General features: G+C 52.6%; 1 rRNA gene. It reads right to left on the reverse strand.

The window, feature by feature from the left end:
* A 16S ribosomal RNA gene (locus ACYVIC_RS19645) occupies positions 1-755 on the reverse strand; the annotation flags it as partial.

The following is a 755-nucleotide window of genomic DNA, read 5'->3' on the forward strand; positions in this document are numbered from 1 at the left end:
TAAGGAGGTGATCCAACCGCAGGTTCCCCTACGGTTACCTTGTTACGACTTCACCCCAGTCATGAATCACAAAGTGGTAAGCGCCCTCCCGAAGGTTAAGCTACCTACTTCTTTTGCAACCCACTCCCATGGTGTGACGGGCGGTGTGTACAAGGCCCGGGAACGTATTCACCGCAACATTCTGATTTGCGATTACTAGCGATTCCGACTTCACGCAGTCGAGTTGCAGACTGCGATCCGGACTACGATATGCTTTAAGAGATCCGCTCACTGTCGCCAGCTTGCCTCCCTCTGTACATACCATTGTAGCACGTGTGTAGCCCTACTCGTAAGGGCCATGATGACTTGACGTCGTCCCCACCTTCCTCCGGTTTATCACCGGCAGTCTCCCTAGAGTTCCCACCATTACGTGCTGGCAACTAAGGATAAGGGTTGCGCTCGTTGCGGGACTTAACCCAACATTTCACAACACGAGCTGACGACAGCCATGCAGCACCTGTCTTACGGTTCCCGAAGGCACAAACACATCTCTGCGTTCTTCCGTAGATGTCAAGAGTAGGTAAGGTTCTTCGCGTTGCGTCGAATTAAACCACATGCTCCACCGCTTGTGCGGGCCCCCGTCAATTCATTTGAGTTTTAATCTTGCGACCGTACTCCCCAGGCGGTCTACTTAGTGCGTTAGCTGCGCTACTCACGGTACAAGACCACGAACAGCTAGTAGACATCGTTTACGGCGTGGACTACCAGGGTATCTA

It is taken from the genome of Rheinheimera gaetbuli (assembly GCF_054781935.1).